Raw genomic sequence first — 25,547 nt, 5'->3', positions numbered from 1 at the left:
GCGGCCCTACTCTGGCCGTATGACTGAGGCCAGCGGCGAGCCACCCGCACGGAACGTACGAGTCCTGCTCGCCGACGACCAGTCGATGGTGCGGGAAGCGCTGGCCACGCTGCTGGGCCTGGAGGACGACATCGAGGTGGTCGCCCAGGTCGCCCGGGGCGACGAGGTGCTGGCGGCGGCCCGTGCCTACGCACCGGACGTGGCACTGCTCGACATCGAGATGCCCGGCCTGACCGGGATCGAGGCGGCGGCGCAGCTGCGCAAGGCGCTGCCGGACATCAGGATCGTGATCGTCACGACGTTCGGCCGCCCCGGGTACCTGCGGCGCGCGATGGAGTCCGGCGCCGAGGCGTTCCTCGTCAAGGACGCGCCGGCGTCCCAGCTGGCCGACGCGGTACGGCGGGTGCTGCGCGGGGAGCGGGTCATCGACCCGACGCTCGCGGCGGCGGCGCTGGCCGACGGGGCGGACCCGCTGACCGCCCGCGAGCGGGACGTGCTGCGGGCGGTGGCCGACGGTTCGGTGAACGCGGAGGTCGCACGGAGCCTGCTGCTGTCCGAGGGCACGGTCCGCAACTACCTCTCGACGGCGATCCAGAAGACGGGCGCCCGCAACCGGGCCGAAGCGGTGCGGATCGCCCGCGAGAAGGGCTGGCTCTAGGGCCCGTCGTCACAGCGGCGCCTGCCCGGCGGCTCAGTTCAGCAGCGCGCGCGCCGATCTGGCCTGTCCCTGGATGGACTTCGCGGCCTCCGGGTCGATGATCTTCAGCATCTCCGCATAGGCCTCCATCTCGGCCGCACCCTGGAGGTAGTCACCGCGCCGTACGAGGAGCTGGGCGCGTTCGTAGCGCAGCCGGGCCGGGTGCCGGGGGAGCAGCAGGGCGAGCTCGACGGCCCACAGCTGCACGCCGATCTCCTCCGGCCGGGCGGCCGCCCAGGCGCGGATGTTGTTGAGCACCCGCAGCACGATGTCGAGCGGGTCGGCGGGCACCAGCATGTCCGGCGCCAGCGGGGCGCCGGTCGCGCCCGCGACGAGCAGCCCGGCGTCGTCGGAGTCGAGCACCCGGCCGCCGTGGAACGGGTCGGCGAGCACGAAGTGCCCGGCGGGATCGCCCAGGCCGACGACGAAATGGCCGGGCAGGGCCACTCCGTAGACGGGGGCGCCGGCCCGCCGGCCGACCTCGATCCAGACCACCGACAGCAGGATCGGCAGCCCGCGCCGCCGGCGCAGCACCTCGTGCAGCAGCGAGGACTCCAGCCGCCCGTAGTCGGCGGGCAGCCCGGCGAAGCCGCAGGTGCCGCCGAGGAGCGCGGACAGCGCGCGGGCCCAGTCGTCGGGCGTCGTGAGGCCGTAGGGCAGCATTCCGGCCAGCCGGTCGAGCTCGATCTGCGCCGCGTCCAGACCGGTCTGGCCGAACTCCGGACCGGCCTCCGCGCCGATCAGCAGACACAGCTCGGCGAGGTCGGGCCGCTCCTCGCGGGCCGCCTCCGCGAAGCGCTCACGCCACGGGCCCGTCACGGCGACGGCCGGCGGTAGTGGTAGCCGTGATGGGTGGTGAAACCCATCCGGTCGTACAGCGCCCGTGCGGCGTCGTTGTCCGCCTCGACCTGGAGGTACGCGAACGACGCGCCCTCGTCGACGGCCCGGCGGGCGAGCGCGGCCATCACGGCGGTGGCGAGCCCCCGCCGCCGGAACGCCGGTTCGACCTCGACGGCACCGAACAGCGCCCACCGGCCGTCCACCACGCCGCGCCCGATCGCGCCGGGCGCGGTGGCGAACCAGACGGACGGCCCGCCGAGCACCACCTTCAGCGCTTGTTCCGCCAGGTCACCCGTGCGGTGGTACGACGCGAGCCAGGAATCCCCGGGCTCGCGGGTCAGGGTGACGGCGTCCGCGCCGGGCAGTTCCGCGAGCGGCGCGAGGGGTGCGGTGCGGACCAGGGTGTCGGCCTCCCGGAGCCAGCCGCGCCGGTCGAGCTCGGCGGCGAGCGGCGCGTCGTCGGGGACCTGGAGGTACGGGGTCGTGCCGCGTTCGCCGTACCAGCGCACGACGAACTCCAGCGCCTCGTCCAGCGGCACCTGGGGATCGCCGTGCGCGAGAACGGAGTTGGCCCGCCGGGTGAACCCGCCCGCGGCTCTGAGGGTCCACTCCCCGAGCCGCTCGCTCTCCGTCGCCGGCCAGGCGCGCGAGGCCGCCTCCTGGAGCTCCGCCGGGCTCACCCGCGCGCTGCGGCGCACCGGAGCGGGGGGCACGACCTTTCCCGCGACCAGCGCGGATTCGGCGATCCTGACGGTTTCACCGTCCCGACGAGTGACGCACACCACTCCGTGATCCCACGATGCGAGAACACCGAGGGTGTCACTGAACGTAGGCTGCCCGTCAGCGATCTCCAGTACCCGCCGTACCGAAACGCGTTTTCCCACGTCAGCAGGGCTGATGCGGACCACTAGCCGTCCTGTGGCGGCGAAATCCATAGTCATCAGTGCCCCTCTTGTTCGTCTCGTGCCCAGGAACGGAGATACTAGAGGCGGGCATCGACGACGCCGCGCTCCCGCGCGAGATGAGCCCTACCGAGGAGGAACGACAGCGTGACCTACGTCATCGCGCAGCCTTGTGTCGACGTCAAGGACAAGGCGTGTATCGAAGAGTGCCCGGTCGACTGCATCTACGAGGGCTCCAGGTCCTTGTACATCCACCCGGACGAATGCGTCGACTGCGGCGCCTGTGAGCCGGTCTGCCCGGTCGAGGCCATCTTCTACGAGGACGACACCCCGGAGGAGTGGAAGGACTACTACAAGGCGAATGTGGAGTTCTTCGACGAGCTCGGATCGCCTGGTGGCGCCTCGAAGCTCGGGCTGATCGAGCGGGACCACCCCTTCATCGCCGCGCTGGAACCGCAGAACCAGCCCGGCTGATCACGACCGCACGATGCGTCGGTCCCGTACGGGGAGGCTTCCGTACGGGACCGGCGTCGTTCTCCAGTCCAGGAAAGTGAGCACCAGCGTGGCGCCAGTCTCCGACCGTCTCCCCGTCTTCCCCTGGGACCGGCTCGAGCCGTACAAGTCCGCGGCCGCCGCACACGCCGACGGCATCGTCGACCTGTCGGTGGGCACCCCCGTGGACCCGGTCCCGGCCGTGATCCGCAAGGCGCTGTCCGCCGCCGCGGACAGCCCCGGCTACCCGCAGACGTACGGCACCGGCTCGCTGCGGGACGCCGTCGCCGAATATCTGCGGGACCGGCTCGGCATCACGGGCGCCCAGCCGGCGAACGTGCTGCCGCTGATCGGCTCCAAGGAGCTGGTCGGCTGGCTGCCGACGCTGCTGGGGCTGCGCGAGGGCGACCAGGTCGCCTACCCGGAGCTGGCCTACCCGACGTACGAGATCGGGGCGCTCGTCGCCCGCGCCGAGCCGGTGACGTACGCCGACCCGGTCGCCGACCTCGACCCGGCGCGCGTCAAGCTGCTCTGGCTCAACACCCCGTCGAACCCGACCGGCCGGGTGCTGGCCGCCGCCGAACTGCGCCGCATCGTGGACTGGGCGCGCGAGCACGGCATCCTCGTCGTCTCCGACGAGTGCTACATCGAGCTGGGCTGGGACGCCGAACCGGTCTCCGTCCTGCATCCCGACGTGTGCGGTGACAGCCACGACGGACTGATCGCCGTCCACTCGCTCTCCAAGCGCTCCAACTTCGCCGGGTACCGGGGCGCGTTCCTGGCCGGCGACGCCGCCGTCGTCAAGGAGCTGCTGGGGGTGCGCAAGCACACCGGCATGATCGTCCCCGCGCCCGTGCAGTCCGCGATGATCGCCGCGCTCGGCGACCGCGAGCACGCCGTCGTGCAGAAGGAGCGCTACGCCCGGCGGCGGGCCGTGCTGCGGACCGCCTTCGAGGCCGCCGGGTTCCGGATCGAGCACAGCGAGGCGAGCCTCTACCTGTGGGCCACCCGCGGGGAGTCCTGCTGGGACACCGTCGGCGACCTGGCCAAGCAGGGCATCCTGGTCGCCCCGGGCGAGTTCTACGGTCCGACGGGCGCGCACTTCGTACGGGTCGCGTTCACCGCGCTCGACGAGCGGGTGGACGCCGCGGTGCGCCGGCTGGCCTGACGTCCCCCGTTGTCCCCGCACAGCCCGAAGGGGCCCGGAGAGCGCGCGCTCCCCGGGCCCCTTCGCGTGGCTCCGCCGTGCCTGGCCGCGGTGCCTAGCCGCCGAGCGGCAGGCTGCCGAGCGGCAGCGCGTTGGTCGGGAGGGTGCTGACCGGGAGGGCGCCGGCCGACGGGAGCGAGGAACCGCCGGGCATGCCGGCGACCGGGAGGGTCTCGGCGCCGGACAGGCCGGCCGCGCCCACGGACTTGGTGGTCGAGCCGAGGAGATCGCCGGTGGAGCCCGCGGCGTCGCCTGCGGCCTTCTGAGCGGCCGGGGCGGCGGTCTTCCCGGTGGTGCCGACCGTCCGGCCCGCGGCCGGGACGGCCGTCTGCACGGTCTTGCTGCCGGCCTCGGCGGCCAGGCCGCTGGCCTGCTGGGAGGCGCCGTCGAGGGTGTTGCCCAGGCTCGCGCCGTCAAGGTTGGTCAGTCCACCCAGGTCAGCCGTCTGCGGCAGCTCGGCGGCCGACGCGGCGCCGGCACCCAGCAGGGGAGCCGCGGCCGCACCGATCAGCAGGGCTGCACGGGCGATCCGACGCGAAAGGGGGAGGGACATGGTGCTCCTTTTACGGAGGGGGGACGGGACATGTCCGCTGGGCGGACGTGCTGACTACCGCTCCAGGAGCCCGAAGGTTGCGGCCGTTCGAGGTAAAGAGTTGGTAATGCGTCGCATAATAGTGCTCCGGCAAAATGGGCCATTCCGGTCACCTCGCAAAGAAGTGAGGAAACGTCACATCGCTTGTGTGGCAAGGGAATTGGCGGCCAGTCGGGGGAATTGGCCGCTTCCAGGGTTTGACGTAGCCGCTATGCGCCTGCGGGTGACGCGCCGCACTATTGCGCGACCGTGATCCGTACGTCTCCGTCGGCGGTCCCGGCCGCACCGGTGTCGGACTTCTGCCAGCCCCTGCCGGAATCGGCCGCCCGCCACTGCTTGTCCTGGAACGAGACCTTCTCGACCTTCAGGTCCGCGGAATGGGCCACCGCCCACTGCGCCACCTCCCAGCCGCGGCGCTTCCCGTCGCCCTCCGCCGCGCCTCCGGCGGGGGCCGACGGCACCTGGACGGTCCGCTCGCGCGCCGTGCCGCCACCGGCCCTGCCCTCGGCCGGGCGCGGGGTGACCTGCGGTCCGAACTCACGGGCCAGCTGCTTGCGGACCTGCGCGGGATCGCCCGTCGTGACGGTCTCGCCCGAGCCCAGGGTGCAGTTGAGCGCACCGGGCTGCCGGCCGGTCAGCGCCGAGGTCAGCAGGGTCGCGTCCGCCTCGTGCTTCGCGTACGCCTGCGGGAAGCCGCTCTTCTGCACCCGCTGGGCGGCCACGGTCAGCGGCAGCCGCGAATAGCCCTCGATCTTCACCAGGCCGTCGAAGAACTCGTTCGTGGCGTGCACCGGGTCCATGATCTGTTCCGGAGTGCCCCAGCCCTGCGAGGGCCGCTGCTGGAACAGGCCGAGCGAGTCCCGGTCGCCGTGGTCGAGATTGCGGAGCATCGACTCCTGCATCGAGGTGGCCAGCGCTATCGTCAGCGCCCGCTCCGGCAGCCCCCTGGACGTCGCGACCGCGGCGATCGTCGAGGCGTTCGCCGCCTGCTGCGACTCCAGCTTCATGGTGTTGCCGTCCGCCGTGACCGTGCACCCGGCGCGCTGGGTGCGGCTCTCGACGACGTAGTAGGCGCCGTATCCGGCGATCCCGAGCAGGACGAGGCCGGCGACGGTCAGCCGGAGTCGGCGGCCGTGCCGGCGAGGACGCCGCTCCGGTGTCGGCGAAGGCTGGGACATGACGCCCACCGTACCCACACACCACTCCGGAGCCCCGAACGCCGGCGCCGGACGTGTGCACGTCGTGGGAGGTCCACGGGACCGCCGGTAGGGTCGGAGGCATGACCGCCAGCCCGCTCGACCTCAGCCAGGATGCCGCCGTCGTCACGGCGCAGCTCGTGGACATCCCCTCCGTCAGCCTCGCCGAGAAGGCGCTGGCCGACATCGTGGAGGAGGCGCTGCGCGCCCTTCCGCACCTGACCGTGGACCGGGACGGGGACGCGGTCGTGGCGCGGACGAACCTGGGCCGCGCCGAGCGGGTGGTGCTCGCCGGACACCTGGACACGGTGCCGATCGCGGACAACCTGCCGTCCCGGCTCGACGCCGACGGCCTGCTGTGGGGCTGCGGCACCACCGACATGAAGTCCGGCCTCGCCGTACAGCTGCGCCTCGCCGCGACGCTGCCCGAGCCCAACCGCGACCTCACCTTCGTCTTCTACGACGCCGAGGAGATCGCCGCCCAGTTCAACGGCCTCAAGCGGCTCGTCGAGAACCACCCCGAGTGGCTGGCCGGCGACTTCGCGGTGCTCCTGGAGCCCACCGACGCCCAGGTGCACGGCGGCTGCCAGGGCACCCTGCGGGTCAGGGTGCAGACCACCGGCCGCCGCGCTCACTCCGCACGCAGCTGGCTCGGCGAGAACGCCATCCACAAGGCCGCGCCGATCCTCGCCCGGCTCGCCGCCTACGAGCCCCGCCGGGTCGTGATCGACGGGCTGGTCTACCCCGAGGGTCTGAACGCGGTGATGATCGAGGGCGGGCACGCGGGGAATGTGATTCCCGACACGTGCGCGGTGATCGTCAACTACCGGTTCTCGCCCGATCAGACCGAGGCCGAGGCGCTCGCGCACGTCACCGAAGTCTTCGAGGGATTCGAGGTCGTGCCCACCGACAGCGCGCCCGGCGCGCTGCCCGGACTGTCCCGGCCGGCCGCCGCCGCGTTCGTCGCGGCCATCGGAACCGAGCCGTTCGGCAAGGAATCCTGGACCGACGTGGCCCGTTTCTCCGCCCTCGGCATCCCGGCGGTCAACTACGGCCCCGGCAATCCCAAGCTGGCCCACACCCGCGAGGAGAACGTGTCGGTGGCCGCCGTCCTGGAGGCCGAGGAGCGGCTGCGGGCCTGGCTCACCGCCTGACGCCCAGGACCCTGCGGCGGCCCGGTGGGAACCGCGCGGGCCGATATCCGCGTGATGTTCCCGCCATGGTGTGATCGGATGCGACCGATCGTGTGGGGGGAAGAAGGCTGTTTCCATGGGACTGACCAGTCCGCTGTTCTTCGTGGTGCTCATCGTCGCGGCCGTCGCGGCCGTGGCGGGGGCCGTGCTGCTCTGGGGGCGCGTACCGGGCCCCCGGCTGCTCCGGCTGCCCGCCCGCGTCGGGATGATCGTGGTGTGCCAGCTGACGGCGGTCTTCGTGGTGATGGCCGGGGTGAACAACCAGTACGGCTTCTACGCCTCCTGGGACGACCTGCTGGGCGGCGGCAGCGGGGGCGGCAGCATGAACGCCTCCGCGAAGCACAAGGCGCCGCCGCCGGGACCGGCGCAGCTGACGGTGAAGTTCGACCCGTACGCGCAGGGGTTCCGCAAGGCGGACGTGCTCGGCGCCAAGTCCGGCGCGTCGGGGGACGTCATGGTCTGGACGCCGCCGCAGTACGACAAGAAGGAGTACGCGAACACCCGCTTCCCGGTGATCGTGGTGCTGCACGGCCTGCCCGGGAGCCCCCGCAGCTTCCTGCGCGCCATGCGGCTCGGCCAGATCATGGAGCGGCAGATCACCGAGGGCAAGGCCGAGCCGGCCATCCTCGTCCTGCCGACGATCACGCCCAAGGGCGCCAAGGCCGGCTGCGCCGACGCGCCGGGCCGGGGCAAGGGCGGCACCTGGCTCGCCCAGGACGTGCCGGACGTGGTCGCGCACAACTTCCGTACCCTGCCCGCCCCGAGCGGCTGGGCGGTGATGGGCATATCGACCGGCGGCTACTGCGCCGCCCGGCTCGCCCTCGACTACCCCTCCCGGTACGTGGCGGGCGCCGCGCTGGCCCCCGACAACCCCGCGGAGGGCCCCCGTTCACCGCTGTGGCTGGCCCACAACACCAAGCCGAACGTGGACCTCCTGGTGGGGTCGAGCGTCCAGGACCCCGAGAGCCCGCCGCGGTTCGCCGACTGGCTCGGGCACGCGGTCCAGGCGCCGACGACCGTCACCCCCATGCTGCTGGACACCGGCGGCCACAACTGGAAGACCTGGGGACGGATGTTCCCCGACGCGCTCACCTGGGTGAGCAGTCATCTGGAGGCGCCGCGCGTTGTGCCGCTGGCCAGCCCTGACGCGCCGTGATGCGTCGTACGCTGCTCGCATGAGTACCGCACGCAGGGACACGAGCAACGCGCAGGAGGCGGCAGCGGCGGCCAACGAGGCGGCCGAGCGCTCTTCTCCGCCGGGACAGGGCTGGCCGGAACGGCACACCGGGCCGGTGGTCCGGCGGCGCGACCAGGTACAGGCCGGCACCACCGACCAGCGGTTGCTGGACAGCCGCGGCCCCTCGGAATGGGTGCACGGCGATCCCTGGCGGGTCATGCGCATCCAGTCCGAGTTCGTCGAGGGATTCGGCGCCCTGGCCGAACTCGGCCCCGCCGTCAGCGTGTTCGGCTCCGCCCGCACCCCGGTCGACTCGGTGGAGTACGCGGCGGGCATCGCGATCGGCCGGGCGCTGGCCGAGGCCGGCTTCGCGGTGATCACCGGCGGTGGCCCCGGTGCGATGGAGGCCGCCAACAAGGGCGCGGGCGAGGCGGGCGGGGTGTCCGTCGGGCTCGGCATCGAGCTGCCCTTCGAGCAGGGCCTCAACCCCTACGTCGACATCGGGGTCAACTTCCGCTACTTCTTCGTCCGCAAGACGATGTTCGTGAAGTACGCGCGCGGTTTCGTCGTGCTCCCCGGCGGCTTCGGCACCCTGGACGAACTGTTCGAGGCCATCACCCTCGTCCAGACGAAGAAGGTCACCCGGTTCCCGATCGTCCTGTTCGGCACCGCGTACTGGAGCGGCCTCGTCGACTGGGTCCGGGGCACCCTGATCGCGGGCGGCAAGGCCTCCGCGGCCGATCTGGAGCTGTTCCATCTGACCGACGACGTGGACGAGGCCGTGGCCCTGGTCACCAAGGAGACCGAGGGCTGAGCCGGGCCCCCGGGGGCCGCCCAGGGGACCCCGGCGGGCCGGGGTCCCTACGCCAGCCCGCGGCGGGCGACCGCGGGCGGCCGGTGGCCCGCGATGGAGGCCACCATGTCGAGGACCTGACGGGTCTCGGCGACCTCGTGGACGCGGTACACCCGCGCCCCGAGCCAGGCCGAGACCGCGGTGGTCGCCAGCGTCCCGATCAGCCGTTCCTTGACCGGGCGGTCGAGCGTCTCGCCCACGAAGTCCTTGTTCGACAGCGACACCAGCACCGGCCACCCGGTCTCCGTCATCTCCGGGAGCCGCCGCGTCGCCTCCAGCGAGTGCCGGGTGTTCTTGCCGAAGTCGTGCCCGGGGTCGATGAGGACGGCGTCGCGCCGCACGCCGAGCCCGACGGCCCGCTCCGCGAGGCCCACGGTGACCCGCAGGATGTCCGCCATGACGTCCTCGTACCCGGTCCGGTGCGGGCGGGTGCGCGGCTCGACGCCGCCGGCGTGCGTGCAGACCAGCCCGACGTCGTAGCGGGCGGCGACCTCGGCCAGCTTCGGGTCGACGCCGCCCCAGGCGTCGTTCAGCAGATCGGCGCCCGCCTCGCAGGCCGCCTCACCCACCTCGTGCCGCCAGGTGTCGACGCTGATCACGACGTCCGGGTGCCGCCGGCGGACCTCGGCGACGAAGGCGACCGTGCGGCGGATCTCCTCCTCGGCCGAGACGTCCTCGCCGGGACCGGCCTTGACCCCGCCGATGTCGATGATCGCGGCGCCCTCGGACACCGCCCGTGCCACGCGCAGCAGGGCCGGTTCATCGGTGAACGTGGCGCCCTGGTCGTAGAACGAATCGGGTGTCCGGTTCACGATCGCCATGATGACCAGCTCGTCGTCGCCGAACTCCCGCGTGCCCAGCCGCAGCATTTGCGTGTGCCTCCTGTAGATCGCCCAACGGCGACGATAGCCGCAGGAGGGCGCCGACTCCCCACAGGAGGGCCCGGCGGGGGCCGGACATGGCACCATCGTGCAAACACATCGCGCGGCCCCGGGAGACGGTCTTGTTCTGGTTCATGCTCATCGCGCTGGTCGCGGTGGTCGCCGCAGTCGCACTGGCCGTACTCGGCGACGGCGGCCCGCTCCGTGACGCGGACCCGGACCGGATCGACGACCGGCTGCCCGCCGACCGCCCGCTGGTCCGCGGCGACATCGACGGGCTGCGGCTGCCGGTCGCCGTGCGCGGCTACCGGATGCTCGACGCGGACGAGGTGCTGGACCGCCTCGCGGCGGAGCTGGCCGAACGGGACGCGCGCATCGCGGACCTGGAGTCGGCCCTGGCCGGCGCCCAGGCGACCGCCCTGGCCACCCCGGCGCTGCTGGACACCCCGCCCTCGCTCCGCAAGGAGCCGGAGGACCACCCCCATGACTGAGCGCGGCACGGTCACCGGCGAGGACGGCCTGGCCCGCTGCCCCTGGGGGCTGTCGGCGCCCGAGTACGTGGCGTACCACGACGGCGAGTGGGGCCGCCCGGTGCACGGCGACGACGCGCTCTACGAGCGGCTGTGCCTGGAGGCGTTCCAGTCCGGGCTCTCCTGGATCACGATCCTGCGCCGCCGCGAGGGCTTCCGCGCCGCCTTCGCGGACTTCTCCATCAAGGCGGTCGCGGCGTTCACCGACGAGGACCGGGAAAGGCTGCTCGCCGACCCCGGCATCATCCGCAACCGCGCCAAGATCGACGCGTCCCTCGCCAACGCCCACGTGGCCGCCGGGCTGGGCGCCGGCGGCCTCGACGAGCTGATCTGGTCGCACGCGCCGGACCCGGCGGGCCGGCCGGTGCCGCGCACGCTCGACGACGTACCGGCGACCACGCCCGAGTCGGTGGCGCTGGCCAAGGACCTCAAGAAGCAGGGCTTCCGCTTCGTCGGGCCGACCACGGCCTACGCGATGATGCAGGCCTGCGGCCTGGTCGACGACCACCTGGCCGGCTGCCACGTGCGCACCGCCAGGTCGTAGACCCGTGGCGCCGCTACCGGCCCAGGTAGCGCGGCGGCTCCTTCTTGAGGAACGCCTCCACGGCGATCCGGTGGTCCTCCGACGCGCCCGCGACCGTCTGGAGCTCGTCCTCCTTCTCCAGCGTCTCCAGGAGCGAGTGGTCCGTCCCGTACGCCAGCGACGCCTTGATCGCCGCGTAGGCCACCGTCGGGCCCGCCGCGAGGCTCCGTGCCACCGCCAGGGCCTCGGCAGCCAGGTCCGCGGCCGGGACGACCTTGTTGGCGATACCGAGCTCCAGGGCCTCCTGAGCGGTCACCTTGCGGGGGAAGAGCAGCAGGTCCGCGGCGCGGCCGTGGCCGATCAGCCGGGGGAGGGTCCACGACGCGCCCGAGTCCGCGGTCAGTGCCACCCCGCGAAGGACGTGTTGAAACTCGCGGTGTCGGCGACCACCCGGTAGTCCGAGGCGAACGCCAGGCCCGCCCCGGCGCCCGCGGCGACCCCGTTGATTCCCGCGACCACCGGCTTCGGCATCGTCGCGAGGGCGGTGACGATGGGGTTGTAGTGCTCCCGGACGGTCGACATCGTGGCGCCCGTGCCGGACTCGCGGTCCTCCATCAGCAGGCCGACATGCTCCTTGAGGTCCTGTCCGACGCAGAAGGCGCGCCCGGTTCCGGTCAGCAGAACGGCCCTGACCTGGGAATCCGCCGCCGCGCCGCGGACGGCCTCGCGGAGCGCCACCTTGGTCTCGACGTTCAGGGCGTTCATGGCATCGGGACGGTTCAAGGTGATGGTCGCGAGCCCGTCGCTCACCTCGTACAGCACGCTGTCGGACATGGATGATCCCCTTCGTCGCGGCTCCGGTCCTGGCCAGCATGCCGGAGATCGCCACAGGCGAACATGTGACGTACGTCAAACATTCAACGGGGCGAATGCGGCACGGAACGGGAGTGCGGCGGCGAAGTATCGCAGTCCGATCACCGAATTGGCCGGTTTTGTGGGAGGGGTTTCTCGAACGGATGGGAACCGATGTTGGTCATCGGGTCGGCACATGCGGGATAATGGTCGAGAACCAATGTGTTCGAGTCCGAGCTGGTTTCAGGAAGGGGAACGAGCATGGCGGCCATGAAGCCGCGGACGGGTGATGGCCCGCTCGAGGTCACCAAGGAGGGGCGGAGCATCATCATGCGCGTTCCGCTCGAGGGCGGCGGACGGCTTGTTGTCGAGCTGACTCCTGACGAGGCGGATGCCCTCGGCGACGCGCTGAAGAAGGCCATCGCCTGACACGAGCGCGTTCCCAATAAACGTCACGGCCCCGATTCCTGACCGTTCCAGGTCCGGAACCGGGGCCGCTGCCGTATCCAGGGGCCGGCTACGCGCCCCGGCGGACCGCGCACAGCAGCCCGTCGTCGGTGGGCAGCAGAACCGGCGCGAACGCCTTGCTCTCGCGGACCGCGCGCATCAGCTCGCGCAGCCGCACGGCCTCGATGTCCTGGTGGGCCGCGTCCAGCGTGCGGCCCTGGGCGAAGGTCCCCTCGAAGCAGACCAGTCCGCCCGGACGCAGCAGGCGCAACGATTCGCCGAGGTAGTCCAGGTACTCCAGCCGGTCACCGTCGCAGAAGACGAGGTCGTACCCGCCGTCCGCCAGCCGCGGCAGGACCTCCAGCGCGCGGCCGGGGATGAACCGGGCGCGGTTGGCGGCGAAGCCGGCGTCGCGGTAGGCCTCGCGGGCCAGTTGCTGGCGGTCGGGTTCGGAATCGACGGTGGTCAGCACGCCGTCCGGCCGCATCCCGAGCAGCAGATGGATGCCGGACACACCGGTGCCGGTGCCGATCTCGACGACGGCCTTGGCGTCGGAGGCGGCGGCGAGCAGCCGCAGCGTCGCGCCGGTTCCGGGGGACACAGGGCGCAGACCGGACTCGTGGGCGCGCCGCCGGGCTCGTATCAGCGCGTCGTCTTCGGCGACGAAGGCGTCGGCGAACGCCCAGCTCGCCTGCCGGTTGCCGGTAATGGCCCTCTCCCTGTCCCCGTCGGTGTTGCGGCCCGCCCGGCGACTGTATCCTCCCCCAGCTGCCGCTGGGTGGGACCCCCGAGCCGGGAACCTGCTGATGGGACTACGCGTTAGTAGGGCGGGACCGAGAACGTGCGGTGCGGGGGAAGTACCTCCCGTATAGCCGTCCGGACCAGGTCCCCGGCGAGACAGCGCACTTATCCGGAGCTAACGGGCGAGGTGGATATGGTAGTGGCTCTACTGGAGACCACCAGAGCCGACAGGGGAGGTGCGGCTGCGGCCGGTGATCGGGGAGTGCTCCGGCATATTCTCAGGTCTTCCGGACAGCCGAAATCCGTGACCAACACTGCTGACCGTTCACGCAACGACGTACCCGCCAACGCGACCTTCGCCACCGACGGGGAGAACCAGGCGTGGACGCCTCCTTCCTGGGAGGAGATCGTCAGCACGCACAGTGCCCGCGTCTACCGCCTGGCGTACCGCCTGACGGGCAACCAGCACGATGCCGAGGACCTCACCCAAGAAGTCTTCGTCCGTGTCTTCCGTTCCCTGTCCACGTACACGCCTGGCACCTTCGAGGGCTGGCTGCACCGCATCACCACCAATCTCTTCCTGGACATGGTGCGGAGACGTCAGCGGATCAGGTTCGACGCGCTCGGCGACGACGCGGCGGAGCGGCTCCCGAGCCGTGAGCCGTCCCCCGCACAGCACTTCAACGACACGCACTTCGACGCGGACGTCCAGCAGGCGCTGGACACCCTCGCACCGGAGTTCCGCGCCGCCGTCGTGCTCTGTGACATCGAGGGGCTGTCGTACGAGGAGATCGCCGCCACCCTCGGCGTGAAGCTCGGCACGGTCCGGAGCCGGATCCACCGCGGCCGTTCCCACCTGCGCAAGGCTCTTGAGCACCGTTCCCCCGCGGCCCGACCGGGTCGCGCGCTGGCCGCCGCCGTACCGAAACCGGGCCTGGAGGGCGGGAGAGCGTGAGCAGTAGCGGTACCGGCCAGCAACACGTCGCATCTGCCGAGCAGCATCTCGGCGATCGTCTCGCCGCGTTCGTCGACGGCGAGCTGCCCGACGACACCCGGGACCGGGTGCTCGCGCATCTGGTGACGTGTCCCCAGTGCAAGACAGCCGCCGATGAGCAGCGCCGGCTGAAGAACGTCGTGGCGACCACGGCGCCGCCGACCCTGTCCGCGGGCCTGCTGGCCCGGCTCCAGGGACTGCCGGGTGGTGGTGACGACGAGGGAAGAGGCCCGTTCGACGGCGGCCTCTTCAGCGCTGACGTCTTCGGGCAGAGCACGGCGGAGGAGTTCTCCTTCCTGTCCCCGGGTCCCGATCTCGCCGCACCGACCGATGTGCGGTCCCGCGGCTTCCGGATCCATGAGGTCGAGCGTTCGGCGTCCTCGCCCGGTTCGGCCTCGCGCGGCCGGCGGTTCGCCTTCGCGGCGGCCGGCGCGTTCTCGATGGCGGCCATCGCGCTCGGCGGTGCGCTCCCGATGGACGCGGCGATCGACAGTGGCGCCCCGCGTCCCGAGGAACAGGGCCCCGCGGTCGCCCCGCTCAGCGGCGTCAACTCGGTCTCCGACCTCCAGCCGCTGCGCAGCGACCTGGTGAACTCGGCGGAGGACCGCTATCTGCGGCATCCCCCGATGGCGAGCGTCACGCCGGCCTCGGTGACCCGTCCGCTGATGGCGTCCGTGCCGGTCACCAAGCCCGCACCGACCGCCTCGCTGACCCCGGCGGCCACTCCAGGACCTGCCGCACACCGCTGACCCGCCCGGCTGAGGCCATCCGGCCGTGTGGCAGTTGCGGACTTCCGCCTAGCGCCCGCAGGCTCGAGGAATGAGCGATGAGGCGGACCGGCCGCAGTGGTGGAGTCGCCCGTCGGGCCCGGTGCCCGGCGCGGACGGCGCGGGGGCGACAGGACTCGCCCCGGACGAGGCGTTCCCTGACCCTTACCTGCTCAACCGGATGTCCGGCGGCGCCTCGGAGCCTGCTCCCTGGCAGGGTCCCGGCACCCCGTCACGCTCCCGTCGCCGACGGGCGGTCCCGCTGATCGCGGGCGCCGCGCTGGTGGCGCTGCTGGCCGGCGGGATCGGCGGAGCGGCCGGCGTCTACGCCGAACGGCACAGTGCCCAGGACGGCGATCAGGTGACACTGCCCCAGGTCTCCGAGGGCAGCGCCGACCGGGCGAGCGACAGTGTCGCGGGGATCGCGGCCAGGACGCTGCCGGGCGTCGTCTACATCCATGTGAAGGGCGCCGCGGGCGAGGACACCGGCACCGGGTTCGTGCTGGACGCCAAGGGCCACATCCTCACCAACAACCATGTGGTCGGCGCCGCCGGCAAGGGCGCCGACATCCAGGTCACCTTCAACGGCGGCCAGCGGAGCAAGGCGAAGGTGGTCGGGGTGGACAGCGGCTACGACCTCGCCGTCATCGAGGTCAGCGGGGTGTCCGGGCTGCGGCCGCTCACCCTCGGAAACTCCGACTCGGTGCGGGTCGGCGATCCGGTGGTCGCCATCGGCGCCCCGTACGGGCTCGAAGGCACCGTCACCTCGGGCATCATCAGCGCCACCCGCAGGCCGATCACGGCCGGCGGCGCCACCGACGGCACCGACGTCAGCTATGTGGACGCGCTGCAGACCGACGCACCCATCAACCCCGGCAACTCCGGGGGCCCGCTCGTCGACGGGCAGGGGAGGGTGATCGGGATCAACAGCGCGATCCGGGCGGCCGACGACGGCAGTCCGGCCGGCAGCCAGGGCGGCAGCATCGGCCTCGGTTTCGCGATCCCGGCCAACCAGGCGAAGCGGGTCGCCGAGGAACTGATCAACACCGGCAAGGCCACCCATCCGGTGATCGGGGTGACCGTCGACATGACCTACGAGGGGGACGGCGCCCGGGTCGGCGGGAAGGCGGGCACCACCGCGGTGACCCCCGGCGGTCCCGGCGACCAGGCCGGCATCGAGGCCGGTGACGTCATCACGGCGGTCGACGGCGAGCGGGTGCACCGCGGCGAGGAGCTGATCGTCAAAATCCGCAGCCACCGACCGGGTGACCGCCTCGCACTCACGCTGGTGCGGGCCGGATCGGAGCGTACTGTCGAGCTGACCTTGGGTTCGGCCACCGGGGACTGACCCTTTACCCGGTGTCGACGTAGTGTTGGCCCAAGGCACTCCCGCGCTGCCCGCGCGGCCAGGTACGGTAAGTCGACCCGGACCCTGCCCACCCGGCTGTGGACGTCCCAAGGAGCTGCAAGGTGTTCTTCGACATAGGCCCGATGGAGATGATCGCGCTGGTCATCCTTGCGGTGCTCGTCTTCGGCCCGGACAAGCTGCCGAAGGTCATCCAGGACGCGATGGCGTTCATCCGAAAGGTGCGGGCCTTCTCGGACAGCGCCAAGGAGGACATCCGCAAGGAGCTGGGGCCCGAGTTCAAGGACTTCGAGTTCGAGGACCTGAACCCGAAGACGTACATCCGGAAGAACATCCTGGAGAACGAAGAGCTCGGTCTGCAGGACCTGCGCAACGGCTTCGACTTCCGCAAGGAGATGGCCGAGGTCACGGATGCCGTGAACGGCACCGACACCACGGCCGCGGCCGCCGCCGGCGCCGCGGGTGCCGCCACGAGCACCCCGGACCGGCTCCGCAAGCGCGAGACGCTGGACAAGGACGAGCCCCCGCCGTTCGATTCCGACGCGACCTGAGTCAACCAGTTTGTCCCGTTCCACCCCTTGGGGTGGCTATTCTCCATGTGTCCGCCATCACCGTGCGCCGTTTTGGCCTCCGGGCCCGGCTCCGGTCCGGCAAGATGGCGGAGCCCAAAAGGGCATGGAGGAGGCGCCACCCCGATGGAGACGAAGACCGGCACAGCGGATCGAGCGGTCGACGGCTACTTGATGGCCGACTTTCCGTGGTACGGGCTGGACGAGGCGTTCACCGGACGCCGCTGGCTGACCGCGGTCGGCACCAGCGCGGACGGAACCGTGGAGCACGGCTCGATAGGGCATGGCGACGAACCGTCCATCAAGGCGGAGACCACCGACCCTCAGGCCCAGCGGTTCGCCGTGGTCGTGACGGTGGCCCGGCGTCCTGGCCGGCGCAGCTCGGACGGCACCGGCGTACTCGAGGCCACCTCGGTGTCCTCGGCGGCCTGGCTGGCGGGCTCCGGCCTGCTGTCCTGCACCTGGCCCACCCACATGGAACGGGCACTGCGCCAGGACTGGCTCGATCAGCAGATCGCGACCGCCTGGGATCTCGCCGACGATCTGGCCGGCCCCCACTGGTCGACCCTGACGCTCCCGGTGGACGGCGAGCCCACCACCTTCCACTACCGGGAGTCCGAGTACGGCTGGGTCATGGCGGGCTCCGCGCGCGGTGCCCACCTGGGCGCGTACGGGCGCGGCATGAGCGCCTACGGGCTGGGGCTGGCCGTGGTGAAGGACATCACCTCGTACGACGGCTGAGCTCCGGCAGGACGGTGCCCCCGACCGCGGTGCGGCCGGGGGCACCGTCCTGTGGTCAGAACTTGTTGCGCGGGGTGATCCCCAGCGACATGCCGGCCAGGCCGCGGGCCCGACCGCCGAGCTTGCCCGCGATCGCCTTGAGGGCGAGCGCCGCGGCGGAGTCCGGGTGGCTCAGGACGACCGGACGGCCGTCGTCGCCGCCCTCGCGCAGCCGCACGTCGATCGGGATCTGGCCCAGCACCGGCACCGTCGCGCCCGTGGTCCTGGTCAGCCCCTCGGCGACCCGCTCGCCGCCGCCGCTGCCGAACACGTCGACGATCTCGTCGCAGTGCGGGCACGGCATCCCGGACATGTTCTCCACGACGCCGACGATCTTCTGATGGGTCTGCACCGCGATGGACCCGGCGCGCTCCGCGACCTCGGCCGCCGCCTGCTGAGGCGTCGTCACCACGAGGATCTCGGCGTTCGGGACCAGCTGCGCGACGGAGATCGCGATGTCGCCGGTGCCCGGCGGCAGGTCCAGCAGCAGGACGTCCAGGTCGCCCCAGTACACATCGGCGAGGAACTGCTGCAGCGCACGGTGCAGCATCGGTCCGCGCCACACCACGGGCGCGTTGCCCGGGGTGAACATGCCGATCGAGATGACCTTCACACCGTGCGACGACGGCGGCATGATCATGTTCTCGACCTGCGTCGGCCGGCCCTCGACACCGAGCATGCGCGGTACCGAGTGGCCGTAGATGTCCGCGTCCACGACGCCGACCTTGAGGCCGTCGGCGGCCATCGCCGCCGCCAGGTTCACCGTCACCGAGGACTTGCCGACGCCGCCCTTGCCGGAGGCGACCGCGTAGACCCGGGTCAGCGAGCCGGGCTGGGCGAAGGGCACCTCGCGCTCGGCGGTGCCGCCGCGCAGGTTGCCGGCCAGCTCCTTGCGCTGCTCGTCGCTCATGACGTCGAGCTCGACGGTGACACCGGTGACGCCCGGTACCCCTTCGACGGCCGTGGTGACGTTCGTGGTGATGGTCTCGCGCATCGGGCAGCCCGACACCGTCAGATAGACGGCGACCTTCACGGTGCCGTCGTCCGCGATGTCCACGGATTTGACCATGCCGAGATCAGTGATCGGCTTGTGGATCTCCGGGTCGTTCACCGTCGCGAGCGCCGCGCGCACGGCGTCGGCGGTCGGAGCGGATCCGTGAATGTCGGTAGCCATACGGTCGATGGTACGGCGCTCACCGGTCGGTTCCGGCGTCGCCTTCGTCACGCCGCTCTTCCAGTTCCTTCAGCAGATCCTGGAGCTCGGAACGGATCCAGTCGCGGGTGGCGACCTCCCCGAGGTTCATCCGCAGCGACGCCACCTCCCGCGTCAGGTACTCGGTGTCGGCGATGCTGCGTTCGTTCTGTTTGCGGTCCTGCTCGTGGGTGACGCGGTCGCGGTCGTCCTGGCGGTTCTGCGCGAGCAGGATCAGCGGCGCCGCGTACGACGCCTGGAGCGAGAGCATCAGCGTCAGGAAGATGAACGGGTACTGGTCCCAGCGCATCGAGTCCGGGGCGAAGACGTTCCACAGCACCCACAGGATGATGAGGACCGTCATCCAGACGATGAAGCGCCCGGTGCCCAGGAAGCGTGCGATCCGCTCCGAGAACCGGCCGAACTCCTCCGGGTCGTAGGCCGGCAGCAGCCGCCGCCGGGTCGGGCGGGGCTGGTCCAGGCGTACCCGGTGCCGCGGCGCCGCGGTGGAGCCGCCCGGTGTCTTCGCGCGCTCGCGCTCCACGTCAGCGGGCATCGGCGGGCCTGTTCTCGTCCGGGCGGGTCTCACCGACGTGGTACGCGCCGGCCGCGCCGTGCAGATCGGTCTCGCGCCAGTCGTCGGGCAGCAGGTGGTCCAGCACGTCGTCGACCGTCACCGCGCCGAGCAGCGATCCGCTCTCGTCCACGACGGGCGCCGAGATCAGGTTGTACGTGGCCAGGTAGCTGGTCACCGCGGACAGCGGGGTGCCGGGCGGCAGCGGCAGCAGGTCGGTGTCGACGATCGAGCCGACCAGGGTGAAGGGCGGGTCGCGCAGCAGCCGCTGGAAGTGCACCAGGCCCAGGTACTTGCCGGTCGGGGTCTCGTCGGGCGGCCGGCAGACATAGACCTGGGCGGCGAGCGCGGGGGACAGGTCGGGGTTGCGGACCCGTGCGAGCGCGTCCGCGATCGTCGCGTCGGGCCGCAGCACGATGGGCTCGGTGGTCATCAGACCGCCGGCCGTGCGCTCCTCGTAGGAGAGCAGCCGGCGCACGTCGGCCGCGTCCTGCGGCTGCATCAGCGTGAGCAGGCGCTCCTGGTCGACCTCGGGCAGCTCGGAGAGCAGGTCGGCCGCGTCGTCCGGGTCCATCGCCTCCAGGACGTCGGCCGCGCGCTCCTCCTTGAGCTTGCCGAGGATCTCCACCTGGTCGTCGTCCGGCAGCTCCTCCAGGACGTCGGCGAGCCGGTCGTCGTCCAGGGCGGCGGCGACCTCACCGCGGCGCTTGGGCGACAGGTGGTGCAGGACGTTCGCGAGGTCGGCGGGGCGCAGCCGCTCGAACGTGGCGAGCAGGTTCTCGGCGCCCTGTCCGTGCTCCTCCAGCGAGAAGCCGGACACGGCGGACCAGTCCAGGGTGAGCGTCTCGCCGCGCCTGCGCAGCGCGCCGCCCTTGCCGCGGCGGACGAAGACCTTGTCGATCTCCCAGTCGCGGCGGGCCGGCAGCTGCACCATCGAGATGTCCAGCACCGTCACCTCCTCGCCGGTCGCGACGATCCTGACCCGCCGGTCGAGCAGTTCGCCGAGGACCAGGGTCTCGGTCGGCCGCTGCTCGAAACGCCGCATGTTGACGACGCCGGTGGTGATCACCTGGCCGGACTCGACGCCGGTCACCCGGGTCATCGGCAGGAAGATCCGCCGCCGGCTGACCACCTCGACGACCAGCCCGAGCACCCGCGGCGGCTTCCCGCCGACCCGCAGCATGACCACGAGATCCCGCACCCGGCCGACCTGGTCGCCGCCCGGGTCGAAGACCGCGACACCTGAGATGTGGGAGATGAACACACGCGGGGCACCTGCGGCCATGCGGTGCCTCCTGGCGTCGTGCGGGTCACGGTTCGTCGCTGTCAGGCTAACCCGCTGGGATCTTGGCTGCCGCACGGCGCCGCTCCGCGGGGGAGGCGGCGGGAGGCCGTGGGCGGGCCGTGGGTGCGCCCCGGGCAGGCCACAGGCTTCCGGTCGCCCATGGAATGGTTCGGTCCGGGTCTCGGCAGGGAGCTGTACGCTGCGGTAGCTTCGGGGCTCCCCACCACCGTTCCCCTGCCGCTGGAGGAAGAGAACACGTGTTTCCCGGCCGCCGATCCGCTGTTCTCGTCGGGGCGCTGTGCGCCGGACTGACCCTCGCCGGCTGCGGCGACCCGGACGCCGGAACGAACGGGGTCGCCAAACTGCCCCCCAAGACGATCGAGCAGCGGGCCCGCGACGCCGCCGCGGCGGCGCAGACCGTACGGCTGTCCGGCACCGTGGTCAGCAAGGGCAAGACGTACAAGCTCGACATGCGGCTGCGCGGCAACGGCGGGGTCGGCGACGTCTCGACGCAGAGCAGCACGTTCCAGCTGCTGCGGGTCGACGACGACCTGTATCTGAAGGCGGGCGCCGACTTCTACGGCGACGCGGGCTCCGACAAGAACAGCCAGGCCGCCGCGGCGAAACTGAAGGACAAGTACGTCAAGGTGCCGGCCGGCGACCCCGCCTACCAGCAGTTCAGCGGCTTCACGGATAAGAAGGTGCTGCTCGACGCGCTCTTCGCGCTCAACGGCGAGCTGTCCACCGGCGACCACCGCAAGGTCAACGGCACCCGCACCATCGCCCTCGCCGCGGACGGCGGGGGAGGCGGCACCCTCGACGTGTCCCTGGAGGGCAGCCCGTACCCGCTGCGGTACGAGCGCGCCGGCGGTTCCGGCACCCTCACGATGGCCGACTGGGGCAAGGACTTCGCCCTCGCGGCGCCGGACGCCGCCCATGTCGTCGACTACGGCAAGTCCGTGACGGGCACCTCGGGCGGCTGACACCGCCCCGGCCGTACCGTCGGGCCTCCGTCAGGCGCGACCGTCAGGCGCGCTTCTTACGGCGGGCCAGCAGCCGCGGCAGCGCCTCCGGCATCGGCTGCCGGGTCGTGGCGGGCGACGGAACGGGAACGGCCGCACCCGAGCCGTCCGGCATGGTGCCGGGCTGCTCGCCCGGCGGTCCCGACGGGACGAGCCGCAGCACCTGGCACTCACGCGCCCAGCGCTCGGTCATCGTCTCGGCGTCCGGTGCGTTCAGCCGCTTGCCCTTGAGCTCCTCGACGGCGGCGGTCCACCCGGCGCTGTCGGGGACGAGCGCGGCGACGGTGGCGGGCCACGCGACCAGCCGGCCGCCCTTGTCCTTGCTGCGCACCGTCACGACCGCGGTGCCGCCGTCGGTCAGTCCGCCGAGCGGCTGCTCCCCGGGGCCGCCGCCGACCACGCACATCGCGCCGTCCACCCAGGCGTGCCACACCGCCTGCGGCGAGCGGCCGGTCGGGGCCTGGACCCAGACCAGGCCGGACTTCTTGGTGGCCTCCTCGACGAGGGCGGTCTGTTCGGCGGTTTCCGTCATGGGGCTCACCTTATTCGGTGCGCCCTGCCCCGCGGCGTGCTCCACGGCGTTCCCTGCGGCGCTCCAGGCGGGTCCAAGCGCTGGACGACAGGAGCATGGTCTTGTCACGGCCCTTACGCTGGTCGAAGACCCTGGACCGACCGAGGAGAACCCGTGTCCGCCGAGCCGCGCACCGTCGCCCCGCCTGTCGCCGTGCCCCCCGCGGCAGCGGTCGCGCACCGGCCGCTGGACCTGACGCTGCTGGCCGTCGCCATCGCCGGCGTCTCGTTCTCCGCGCCGCTGATCGCGGCGACCGCCGCCCCGGCGCTGGCCATCGCGTTCTGGCGGAACGCCATGGCGGTCGGGGTGCTCACCCCGTTCGTGCTGCGCCGCAACCTCGGCGAGCTGCGCCGGATGGGCCGCCGCTCGCTGCTGCTGTCGGTGGCGGCGGGCGCGACGCTCGCACTGCACTTCGGCCTGTGGCTGCCGAGCCTGTCGATGACGTCGGTCGCGACCTCGACCGCGCTGTGCACCACGACCCCGATCTGGACCACGATCATCCTGCGGATACGCGGCCACCGGCCGCCCCGCATGGTGTGGGCGGGCACCCTGCTGGCCGTGGTCGGCGTCATCATCCTGACCGGCATCGACATGTCGACCGACACCCGCGCGCTGGGCGGCGACGCGCTCGCGCTGGGCGGGGGCATCGCGGCGGCCGCGTACGTCCTGCTGGGCGCCGAGGTCCGCAGGACCGCCAGCACCACCGCGTACACCTACATCTGCTATTCGACGACGGCGGCCGCGCTGCTCGTCGCGTGCCTGGTCTCCGGCGCCTCGCTGGGCGGGTACAGCGGGGAGACCTGGCTGAAGCTCGTCGCGCTCACCGTCGCCGCCCAGTTGCTGGGCCACTCGCTGCTGAACCGGGTGGTGCACGGGCTCGGCCCGTCCACCACCTCGACCGCGATCCTGCTGGAGACACCGGGCGCGGCCCTCATCGCGGCGCTCTGGCTGGGCCAGACGCCGCCGGCGATGGCCTACCCGGCCCTCGGGGTGATCCTCGCCGGCCTGGCCCTGGTGATCCTGGCGGACCGGAAGGCCGGTCCGGTGCCGGCGGACCTTCCGGCGACGCCCGGCGGAGCCTGACCACCACCGCCGCCGACCGCGCTACAGCCAGCCGTTACGCCGGAATCCACGGTGGATGCTGAAACAGATGGCGACTGTCGCGCACAGCACCATCGGGTACCCGTAGCGCCAGTGCAGCTCCGGCATGTGGTCGAAGTTCATGCCGTACACACCGGTGATCATCGTCGGGACGGCGAGGATCGCCGCCCATGCGGTGATCTTGCGCATGTCCTCGTTCTGCGCGACGGTCGCCTGCGCCAGGTTCGCCTGCAGGATCGAGTTGAGCAGGTCGTCGAAGCCCACCACCTGCTCGTGGACCCGCGCCACGTGGTCGGCGACATCGCGGAAGTACTTCTGGATCTCCGGGTCGATCAGCCGCATCGGCCGCTCACTGAGCAGCTGCATCGGCCGCAGCAGCGGTGAGACGGCCCGCTTGAACTCCAGCACCTCGCGCTTGAGCTGATAGATCCGGCCGGCGTCGCCACCGCGCGCGGACTTGCCCTGCGCGGCGGAGAAGACGTCGATCTCCACGTCGTCGATGTCGTCCTGCACCGCCTCGGTGACGGCGAGGTAGTCGTCGACGACCTGGTCGGCGATGGCGTGGAGCACGGCCGAGGGGCCCTTGGCGAGCAGCTCGGGGTCCTCCTCCAGCCGGTGCCGCAGCGCGCGCAGCGAGCCGTGGCCGCCGTGCCGGACGGTGATGACGAAGTGCCGGCCGGTGAAGACCATGACCTCGCCGCTCTCCACGACCTCGCTGGTCGCGGTGAGTTCGGTGTGCTCGACGTACCTGATGGTCTTGAAGACGGTGAACAGGATGTCGTCGTAGCGCTCCAGCTTGGGGCGCTGGTGGGCGTGCACGGCGTCCTCGACGGCCAGCGGGTGCAGCCCGAACACCTCGGCGATGCCGGCGAACTCCTGCTCCGTGGGCTCGTGCAGCCCGATCCAGACGAAGCCCTCGCTGCGGCTGCCGGTGCGCACCTTCTCCAGCGCGACGGCGGGGTCGATGTGGTCGCTGCAGCGCGCGCCGTCGCGGTAGACGGCGCAGTCCACGACCGCGCTCGTCGCGCTCGGCGTACGGGTCGCGCCGTAGTCGTATGAAACGGCGCTCTTGCGCAGGGAGGGACGGACCACTGCACGCAGGTCACGGATCATCGACATGGCAAGCTCCTTCACGGACTGGCCGACGGCACGGAAGCCGCACTGAAATGCTGATCAAGGCAGGGTGATCACAAGGCAGTTCAGGGCGCTCTTCCGGCGCGATGCCCGCGGCGGGCGCGGATCCATGGGGAAGTGAGAACTTCCGTGTTTCCCGGCGACGGTGCCGGGTATGGAACGCGAGGGTTCAGCCGGCGAGGCGGCGGAAGGAAGAGCGGGCAGGACTGCAAGGTCGACTATGATCCATGTCAACCCCACCTCCTCCGGCCGATCCCCGCTGAGGGATGACGTATACCCATGGCTGCGCCGGACTTCACGGCGGCCAACGCCCCACCTTAGCAAGCGCCTGGAGCGCTCCTGCCCGGCTTTGCCCGTTCGATACGGTTCCCCTACCTGTCGCGGGCACGGCGGACCTATGCTCCGCGGTATGGGCGATCTTCTTCAGCTGGTCGAGGCGCGACTGCACTCGGCTTTCGGTGAGCGGCACAGCAGGGCGGCGGTGACCTTCCTCGGCACCGACCGCATCGAGGTGCTGCGCTTCGTCGACGGCGATGTGCTGCGCTACGCGACGCTCGGCATGTCGCGGCAGCCGATGAGCGATCCCCTCGCCACCGTCGCCGACCCGCTGCGCGGCCCGCGCGCCGAACTGGTGCTGTCCGTACGGGCCGGGCTCGCCCCCGTGGACCAGGTGCTGCGGCCGCTCGCCGTGCTCGCCGCCTCGCCCCAGGTCGAGGGCGTCGTGGTGGCTCCCGGCGCCTCGCTGGACGTCGGCGGACCGCTCTGGACCGGCGCGCCGTTCTCCGCCGTGCTGGTCGCGGAGCCGGGCGGACTGGTCGAGGATCTCGGCCTGGACGAACCGCTGGATCCGGTCCGCTTCTTCCCCGTGCTCCCCATGACACAGAACGAGGCGGCCTGGAAGCGTGTCCACGGCGGCGCCGCGCTGCAGGAGCGCTGGCTGAAGTACGGCACGGATCTGCGCGACCCGCTGCGGGCGTCGGTACCGCTCAGCGACTGACCCGGCGGCCGCGTCCGGACCCGCCCGCCGTACGTCCCGCCGCACGTCCCGTCCCCACAAGTCCCGCCCCTG

At 71.9% G+C, this 25,547-nt stretch carries 27 protein-coding genes and 2 pseudogenes; 17 read left to right on the top strand and 12 right to left on the bottom strand.

What is annotated here, in order from left to right; genetic code table 11:
- Positions 1–19: 19 nt before the first annotated feature.
- Positions 20–658: a response regulator gene (locus LNW73_RS10980; protein ID WP_250977563.1), complete on the top strand. Its 639-nt coding sequence runs from the start codon at positions 20–22 to the stop codon at positions 656–658.
- A 33-nt stretch (positions 659–691) separates the two neighbouring features.
- Here the strand turns inward: LNW73_RS10980 and LNW73_RS10975 are convergent, their stop codons facing one another.
- Together LNW73_RS10975 and LNW73_RS10970 are read right to left on the bottom strand one after the other, a co-directional pair.
- Positions 692–1,516 carry a transglutaminase family protein gene (locus LNW73_RS10975; RefSeq protein WP_250977564.1) on the bottom strand — a complete coding sequence of 275 codons (825 nt, stop codon included), beginning with the start codon at positions 1,514–1,516 and terminating at the stop codon, positions 692–694.
- Positions 1,513–2,472: a GNAT family N-acetyltransferase gene (locus tag LNW73_RS10970; protein ID WP_250992878.1), complete on the bottom strand. Its 960-nt coding sequence runs from the start codon at positions 2,470–2,472 to the stop codon at positions 1,513–1,515. The genes LNW73_RS10975 and LNW73_RS10970 overlap by 4 nt, the downstream gene beginning before the upstream one ends.
- 114 nt (positions 2,473–2,586) lie before the next feature.
- Here LNW73_RS10970 and fdxA point away from each other — a divergent pair, with 114 nt between their 5' ends.
- Both fdxA and dapC read left to right on the top strand, forming a co-directional pair.
- The gene (gene fdxA / locus LNW73_RS10965; RefSeq protein WP_138351014.1) at positions 2,587–2,913 is read left to right on the top strand and encodes a ferredoxin; all 327 of its coding nucleotides are present in this window, start codon (positions 2,587–2,589) and stop codon (positions 2,911–2,913) included.
- Positions 2,914–3,001: 88 nt separating this feature from the next.
- The gene (gene dapC, locus LNW73_RS10960) at positions 3,002–4,099 is read left to right on the top strand and encodes a succinyldiaminopimelate transaminase (RefSeq protein WP_250977565.1); all 1,098 of its coding nucleotides are present in this window, start codon (positions 3,002–3,004) and stop codon (positions 4,097–4,099) included.
- Positions 4,100–4,193: 94 nt separating this feature from the next.
- Here dapC and LNW73_RS10955 read toward each other — a convergent pair whose 3' ends face one another.
- Positions 4,194–4,691, bottom strand: coding sequence for an ATP-binding protein (locus LNW73_RS10955; protein ID WP_250977566.1), 498 nt, complete (start codon positions 4,689–4,691; stop codon positions 4,194–4,196).
- A gap of 275 nt (positions 4,692–4,966) precedes the next feature.
- Positions 4,967–5,908 carry a heavy metal transporter gene (locus tag LNW73_RS10950; RefSeq protein WP_250989789.1) on the bottom strand — a complete coding sequence of 314 codons (942 nt, stop codon included), beginning with the start codon at positions 5,906–5,908 and terminating at the stop codon, positions 4,967–4,969.
- A gap of 101 nt (positions 5,909–6,009) precedes the next feature.
- Between LNW73_RS10950 and dapE the strand changes: the two genes are divergently transcribed.
- From dapE to LNW73_RS10935, 3 genes are all read left to right on the top strand, one after another.
- Positions 6,010–7,080: a succinyl-diaminopimelate desuccinylase gene (dapE, locus tag LNW73_RS10945; RefSeq protein WP_250989788.1), complete on the top strand. Its 1,071-nt coding sequence runs from the start codon at positions 6,010–6,012 to the stop codon at positions 7,078–7,080.
- A 115-nt stretch (positions 7,081–7,195) separates the two neighbouring features.
- Positions 7,196–8,275, top strand: coding sequence for an alpha/beta hydrolase (locus LNW73_RS10940; protein WP_250977569.1), 1,080 nt, complete (start codon positions 7,196–7,198; stop codon positions 8,273–8,275).
- A 19-nt stretch (positions 8,276–8,294) separates the two neighbouring features.
- Positions 8,295–9,110 (top strand): TIGR00730 family Rossman fold protein, encoded by an 816-nt coding sequence (locus tag LNW73_RS10935; RefSeq protein WP_250989787.1) that lies wholly within the window; start codon positions 8,295–8,297, stop codon positions 9,108–9,110.
- A 47-nt stretch (positions 9,111–9,157) separates the two neighbouring features.
- Here LNW73_RS10935 and folP read toward each other — a convergent pair whose 3' ends face one another.
- Positions 9,158–10,018, bottom strand: a complete 861-nt coding sequence (gene folP, locus LNW73_RS10930) for a dihydropteroate synthase (RefSeq protein ID WP_250989786.1) — start codon at positions 10,016–10,018, stop codon at positions 9,158–9,160.
- 134 nt (positions 10,019–10,152) lie between these two features.
- Between folP and LNW73_RS10925 the strand changes: the two genes are divergently transcribed.
- A complete protein-coding gene (locus LNW73_RS10925) occupies positions 10,153–10,521 on the top strand; it encodes a cell division protein DivIVA (protein ID WP_250989785.1) in 369 nt (122 codons plus the stop codon).
- The gene (locus LNW73_RS10920; RefSeq protein WP_250989784.1) at positions 10,514–11,104 is read left to right on the top strand and encodes a DNA-3-methyladenine glycosylase I; all 591 of its coding nucleotides are present in this window, start codon (positions 10,514–10,516) and stop codon (positions 11,102–11,104) included. The genes LNW73_RS10925 and LNW73_RS10920 overlap by 8 nt, the downstream gene beginning before the upstream one ends.
- Positions 11,105–11,117: 13 nt before the next feature.
- Here LNW73_RS10920 and LNW73_RS10915 read toward each other — a convergent pair.
- Positions 11,118–11,917 (bottom strand): annotated as a pseudogene (locus LNW73_RS10915) (enoyl-CoA hydratase/isomerase family protein).
- A gap of 279 nt (positions 11,918–12,196) precedes the next feature.
- Between LNW73_RS10915 and LNW73_RS10910 the strand changes: the two are divergent.
- Entirely contained in the window at positions 12,197–12,364 is a 168-nt protein-coding gene (locus LNW73_RS10910) for a DUF3117 domain-containing protein (protein ID WP_069464762.1), read from the top strand.
- An 88-nt stretch (positions 12,365–12,452) separates the two neighbouring features.
- Here the strand turns inward: LNW73_RS10910 and LNW73_RS10905 are convergent, their stop codons facing one another.
- Entirely contained in the window at positions 12,453–13,091 is a 639-nt protein-coding gene (locus LNW73_RS10905) for an O-methyltransferase (protein WP_250980313.1), read from the bottom strand.
- Positions 13,092–13,316: 225 nt separating this feature from the next.
- On the opposite strand from LNW73_RS10905, the gene sigE reads away from it, so the two are divergent.
- The 5 genes and pseudogenes from sigE (at position 13,317) to LNW73_RS10880 (ending at position 17,560) form a co-directional block, all read left to right on the top strand.
- Entirely contained in the window at positions 13,317–14,078 is a 762-nt protein-coding gene (gene sigE, locus LNW73_RS10900) for an RNA polymerase sigma factor SigE (protein ID WP_187145001.1), read from the top strand.
- Positions 14,075–14,866, top strand: a complete 792-nt coding sequence (locus LNW73_RS10895) for a zf-HC2 domain-containing protein (RefSeq protein ID WP_250977575.1) — start codon at positions 14,075–14,077, stop codon at positions 14,864–14,866. Before sigE ends, LNW73_RS10895 begins: the two co-directional genes overlap by 4 nt.
- Before the next feature lie 226 nt (positions 14,867–15,092).
- A pseudogene (locus LNW73_RS10890) lies at positions 15,093–16,232 on the top strand (S1C family serine protease); the annotation flags it as partial.
- A gap of 122 nt (positions 16,233–16,354) precedes the next feature.
- A complete protein-coding gene (locus LNW73_RS10885) occupies positions 16,355–16,801 on the top strand; it encodes a sec-independent translocase (protein WP_250989783.1) in 447 nt (148 codons plus the stop codon).
- Between the two features lie 144 nt (positions 16,802–16,945).
- Entirely contained in the window at positions 16,946–17,560 is a 615-nt protein-coding gene (locus LNW73_RS10880; protein ID WP_250977577.1) for a hypothetical protein, read from the top strand.
- Positions 17,561–17,615: 55 nt separating this feature from the next.
- Here the strand turns inward: LNW73_RS10880 and LNW73_RS10875 are convergent, their stop codons facing one another.
- From LNW73_RS10875 to LNW73_RS10865, 3 genes are read right to left on the bottom strand one after another with little or no spacing between them, the layout of a single operon-like run.
- On the bottom strand, positions 17,616–18,773 hold the full coding sequence (locus LNW73_RS10875; RefSeq protein WP_138350998.1) for an Mrp/NBP35 family ATP-binding protein: 1,158 nt from the start codon (positions 18,771–18,773) through the stop codon (positions 17,616–17,618).
- Positions 18,774–18,792: 19 nt separating this feature from the next.
- Positions 18,793–19,347 carry a DUF1003 domain-containing protein gene (locus LNW73_RS10870; RefSeq protein ID WP_138350997.1) on the bottom strand — a complete coding sequence of 185 codons (555 nt, stop codon included), beginning with the start codon at positions 19,345–19,347 and terminating at the stop codon, positions 18,793–18,795.
- The gene (locus tag LNW73_RS10865; RefSeq protein WP_250989782.1) at positions 19,337–20,650 is read right to left on the bottom strand and encodes a magnesium transporter MgtE N-terminal domain-containing protein; all 1,314 of its coding nucleotides are present in this window, start codon (positions 20,648–20,650) and stop codon (positions 19,337–19,339) included. The genes LNW73_RS10870 and LNW73_RS10865 overlap by 11 nt, the downstream gene beginning before the upstream one ends.
- A gap of 257 nt (positions 20,651–20,907) precedes the next feature.
- Here LNW73_RS10865 and LNW73_RS10860 point away from each other — a divergent pair, with 257 nt between their 5' ends.
- Positions 20,908–21,633 carry a hypothetical protein gene (locus LNW73_RS10860; RefSeq protein ID WP_250989781.1) on the top strand — a complete coding sequence of 242 codons (726 nt, stop codon included), beginning with the start codon at positions 20,908–20,910 and terminating at the stop codon, positions 21,631–21,633.
- 43 nt (positions 21,634–21,676) lie between these two features.
- On the opposite strand, the gene LNW73_RS10855 is transcribed toward LNW73_RS10860, so the two are convergent.
- Positions 21,677–22,204: a hypothetical protein gene (locus LNW73_RS10855; protein WP_250989780.1), complete on the bottom strand. Its 528-nt coding sequence runs from the start codon at positions 22,202–22,204 to the stop codon at positions 21,677–21,679.
- 153 nt (positions 22,205–22,357) lie between these two features.
- Between LNW73_RS10855 and LNW73_RS10850 the strand changes: the two genes are divergently transcribed.
- On the top strand, positions 22,358–23,326 hold the full coding sequence (locus tag LNW73_RS10850) for a DMT family transporter (protein ID WP_374118075.1): 969 nt from the start codon (positions 22,358–22,360) through the stop codon (positions 23,324–23,326).
- Between the two features lie 21 nt (positions 23,327–23,347).
- On the opposite strand, the gene LNW73_RS10845 is transcribed toward LNW73_RS10850, so the two are convergent.
- Complete coding sequence (locus LNW73_RS10845) at positions 23,348–24,463, bottom strand: magnesium and cobalt transport protein CorA (protein WP_138350992.1); 1,116 nt, start codon at positions 24,461–24,463, stop codon at positions 23,348–23,350.
- A gap of 424 nt (positions 24,464–24,887) precedes the next feature.
- On the opposite strand from LNW73_RS10845, the gene LNW73_RS10840 reads away from it, so the two are divergent.
- Complete coding sequence (locus tag LNW73_RS10840) at positions 24,888–25,475, top strand: suppressor of fused domain protein (RefSeq protein WP_250977583.1); 588 nt, start codon at positions 24,888–24,890, stop codon at positions 25,473–25,475.
- The last annotated feature ends 72 nt before the right edge of the window (positions 25,476–25,547 follow it).

Source organism: Streptomyces sp. RKAG337, from assembly GCF_023701715.1.
Classification (GTDB): Bacteria; Actinomycetota; Actinomycetes; order Streptomycetales; family Streptomycetaceae; genus Actinacidiphila.
Note: the sequence above shows the minus strand (reverse complement) of the source record. Positions and strands in the feature narration are given on the sequence as shown.